Genomic DNA, 3,471 nt, shown 5'->3' with positions numbered 1-3,471 from the left:
CCACGACGCCGCCTCCCGGCGGCGTGACCGGCGCACCGGGGAGCCTGCACCCCAGAAGGCGCCCCAGAATGCGCCCCAGACTCACTCTGAGCCTGCGACCACGGTTTTCGGGGCGCCGGACACCCGGGCCGCCTCCACCCGCAGGGAGTCGGCGACGGTTCCGGCGGGCGGGGCGTCCTCCCCTGGTCCGGGGGAGGACCGGAGGCACTCCCGGCGCCGTCGTGGCGCTGTCACTGCCGTGGTCACTGTTGTGGCGCTGGCGTTACTGGGTGTCGGAGGTGTCGTCGGCTACAACGCCCTGCAGTCCACTGACCCGCTGGAGACCCCGGCGACACAGGTCACCGTCCCGGACGTGAAGGGGATGTCCCAGTCTGACGCCGTCAACCTTCTCGAGGACGCCGGTTTCGACGTCGATGTCACCGAGGTCCCGGACGCCGACATCGAACGCGGTCTCGCTGTCCGCACGGATCCTGTCGCCGCATCCTCGGTGCCGCAGGGATCGAAGATCACGGTGGTGATCTCCAGCGGCAAGGAGATCACCGAGGTCCCCGACCTCACCGGCATGACGACGGTCAGAGCCCAGCAGGCGCTGGCCGATGTCGGTCTGAAGCTGCGCTCCGAGGTTTCGGAGCAGTCCAGCGACACCGTCAGGGCAGGTCAGATAATCAGCCAGTCACCGGGGCAGGGTTCCCAGGTCTCGAAGGGCACCGAGGTCGCCATCACGGTGTCCACCGGGACCGAGGACGTCAGGGTGCCCACCGTGTCCGGTCAGGACCTCGAGACCGCGCGGGCGAATCTCGAGGGAGCCGGCTTCGCCGTCTCCGTGGAGATGGTCGATTCAGCAGAGCCTGAGAACAAGGTCCTCGCCGCGGAGAATGAGGGGACACAGCAGCCCAAGGGCTCCACCGTCACGTTGACTGTCTCCCGGGGCAACCAGTTCCTCATGCCGGATCTGAGCGGTCAGACCATCGACGCCGTGACCGGTGAGCTCCGAGACGCCGGATGGACCGGCAGCGGCGTGCGCCGGGAGGACGTGCGCACACTCGACCCCCTGGCCATCGACAAGATCGTCGGACAGTCCCCCACCGCCGGAACTCTGGTTTCCAAGGACGCCACGGTCACGGTGCGCGTCAATGTGCTCGGGCTCCCCACCACGCCCGGATTCTGACACCGGCCCGTGCAGGCCCGTGCAGGCTCTTGCAGGCCCGGACCCGGTGCAGCGCCGGCGCGCCTGCACAGCGCCCCTGTCAGCTGGCTCCGAGCACGATCATCCAGATCGCGATGTGGTGCAGACCCGCCGCGACGATGGTCCCGGCGTGGAACATCTCGTGGAAGCCGAACCACTTTTCGCTGATGTTCGGCCACTTCAGGGCGTAGCACAGGGCACCGGCGCTGTAGATGACGCCGCCGACGAGGATCAGCACCAGTTCAGTGGTCGACAGTCCTGCGGTGAGCATGTCCATACCGAACACCGCGACCCACCCCAGGCCCAGGTACACCGCGACCGACAGCCACCGCGGGTGGTCGATCCAGAAAATGTTCATGGCCACCGCGACCAGGGCCAGTGACCAGCACACTATGAAGATCGGGGCTTTGTCACCCGGAGCGTCCGCCCCTATGAACACCGGACCGTAGGTGCCGGCGATGAACACGGCGATCATGGAGTGGTCCGCCCTGCGCCATCCCTGCACCGAACTCTCACTTCTCAGCGGGAAGCGGTGGTAGGTCGCAGACACCGCCAACATGCCGGCAAGGCAGAGGGAGTACACCACTGTCGCGACGGAGAGGTCGGTGTCTCCTCTGCCGGTCAGTGCGACAACGCTGAGGCCGGTGCCGGTACCGAGGAAGTACCAGAATGCAAAAAGATGGAGGTACCCGCGCAGGGCGGGGCGGGGGCCGCGGTTGAAAACAGGCCTTTTGGCTGCCATGGAAAACACTTTCGTAAGACGTGGTCGGGTCGTTCAGCTGCAATCAGGGGAATCCGGTCATCCGTCATCCGGAGCGGGGTTGGCGGCGGACGGCACCGTGGAGCGGTGCAGGCACTGCCGGTGTGCCGACGGCCACCACCAGATCCGGGTTCCGGGGCGACGGGCCGGTGACCAACGGGAACCTGGGACCGGGATCAGATGTTGAAACCAATGCCAATGCGCTTCTCGGCGTCCTCCCACAGCCAGGAGCCGAATTCCGGGGACAGGGAAGACTCCGGCGGAGTGGTCCGGACCGGCTGGCCTGCAAAGCCGCCCAAGCCGTCCGGACCGAAGAAGGTACCGGAGGCTGCATCGGGGTCGACCGCGGCGCGGACCACGGGCCACGCGCCCCGGTCCTTGCCCTGTGGCATGGGCAGCGGGTTTCGGAACCGGGCGGGGTGGTCGTTGATCCCGGGGACCCGGGGCGTGAACTTGTCCGAGGCCCAACCGGGGTGTGCGAGCAGTGAGGCGCGGCTGTCTCCGGCCAGTCGGAGGCGTCTGTCGAGCTCGAAGGCGAAACCGTGGACGGCGTGCTTGGAGAAGCCGTAGGCCCGGGCCGGCTTGTACTCACGCTCGGAGTAGAGGTCGTCGGCCTCAAGCTTCGTTGATTTGGCCGACAGACTGCCGAGACCGACCACCCTGCCGCCTGGACTGATGCCGGGAAACAGCAGGGCGGTCAGCATGAAGTGACCCAGGAAGTTGGTCCCGACCACCAGTTCCTGGCCGTCTGAGGTGAGCTGGCGTTCCTTCCCGGGGGCGGTGACACCGGCATTGTTCACCAGGACGTCGACCGGCCCCAGTTCAGCGATCTTGCCGGCTGCTGCGCGGACTGAATCCGCTGACGACAGATCCAGAGCGACGAAGTCCAGGTCGGAAGCTCCGGTCCGTTGTTCCACGGCGTTGATCGCGGCCCGGGCCCTGTCTTCGGAGCGGGAGGCGATGATCACGTGCGCACCTGCCGAGGCAAGCTGCTCTACCTCGAAGTATCCGATTCCGGCGTTACCGCCGGTGATGACGATGGTGCGACCCTCCTGGGAGGGGAGCTCAAGGGGATTCCATGAATCGGCCATACCAGCACTCCTTGGGTTGACGCGCAACATCGGTCGACGCCGTGTACGCCAGCTCCGACGAAGAGGTCTGTTCTCTCTGACTCGATACTACGGGAGCTGGTAATCGCCGTGCACTCCGGTCATCCACGGAAAGCCCTGTGAACTCACTGTCACACAACCGTGCCGAAATGCAGAAACCCGCCCGTCCCCGGGGCCCGGTCGCCCTCGGACCGGTGACGGAGCAGGAACACCGGTGCCACCGGGCTTCGGATCCCGGGTTGGTCCGCGATATCCCCGGTGCCGGGCGACGACCCGTGAACCACCCCGGTGGGGTGAATTGTGGGTGAACACCACACGCAAAAAAAGAGTGCGCAGGCACAGGAACCGACCAACCATCCACACAGGACAGTCAACCAGACCCCGCACCCACACACCCTCAACAACAAAAGAATGAT

3 protein-coding genes are annotated in these 3,471 nt (G+C 66.3%); 1 reads left to right on the top strand and 2 read right to left on the bottom strand.

Annotated features, from left to right (window positions below; translation table 11 throughout):
• Positions 1 to 1,168: Stk1 family PASTA domain-containing Ser/Thr kinase (locus BN3906_RS13790; protein ID WP_147593031.1), on the top strand; the 1,168-nt coding region annotated here is incomplete at its 5' end.
• Between the two features lie 79 nt (positions 1,169 to 1,247).
• Here BN3906_RS13790 and trhA read toward each other — a convergent pair.
• Positions 1,248 to 1,928, bottom strand: a complete 681-nt coding sequence (gene trhA, locus BN3906_RS13785) for a PAQR family membrane homeostasis protein TrhA (protein ID WP_174217085.1) — start codon at positions 1,926 to 1,928, stop codon at positions 1,248 to 1,250.
• Between the two features lie 194 nt (positions 1,929 to 2,122).
• Positions 2,123 to 3,037 carry an SDR family NAD(P)-dependent oxidoreductase gene (locus BN3906_RS13780; RefSeq protein ID WP_066590244.1) on the bottom strand — a complete coding sequence of 305 codons (915 nt, stop codon included), beginning with the start codon at positions 3,035 to 3,037 and terminating at the stop codon, positions 2,123 to 2,125.
• Positions 3,038 to 3,471: the final 434 nt, after the last annotated feature.

This window comes from Corynebacterium provencense (genome assembly GCA_900049755.1).
GTDB classification, from domain to species: domain Bacteria; phylum Actinomycetota; class Actinomycetes; order Mycobacteriales; family Mycobacteriaceae; genus Corynebacterium; species Corynebacterium neomassiliense.
This window is presented reverse-complemented; position numbering and strand designations above follow the sequence as displayed.

What these genes read in the sequence shown, in the direction of transcription:
- trhA (WP_174217085.1), bottom strand. Translation starts at nt 1,928, where the DNA reads ATGGCAGCCAAAAGGCCTGTTTTCAACCGCGGCCCCCGCCCCGCCCTG.
- BN3906_RS13780 (WP_066590244.1), bottom strand. Translation starts at nt 3,037, where the DNA reads ATGGCCGATTCATGGAATCCCCTTGAGCTCCCCTCCCAGGAGGGTCGC.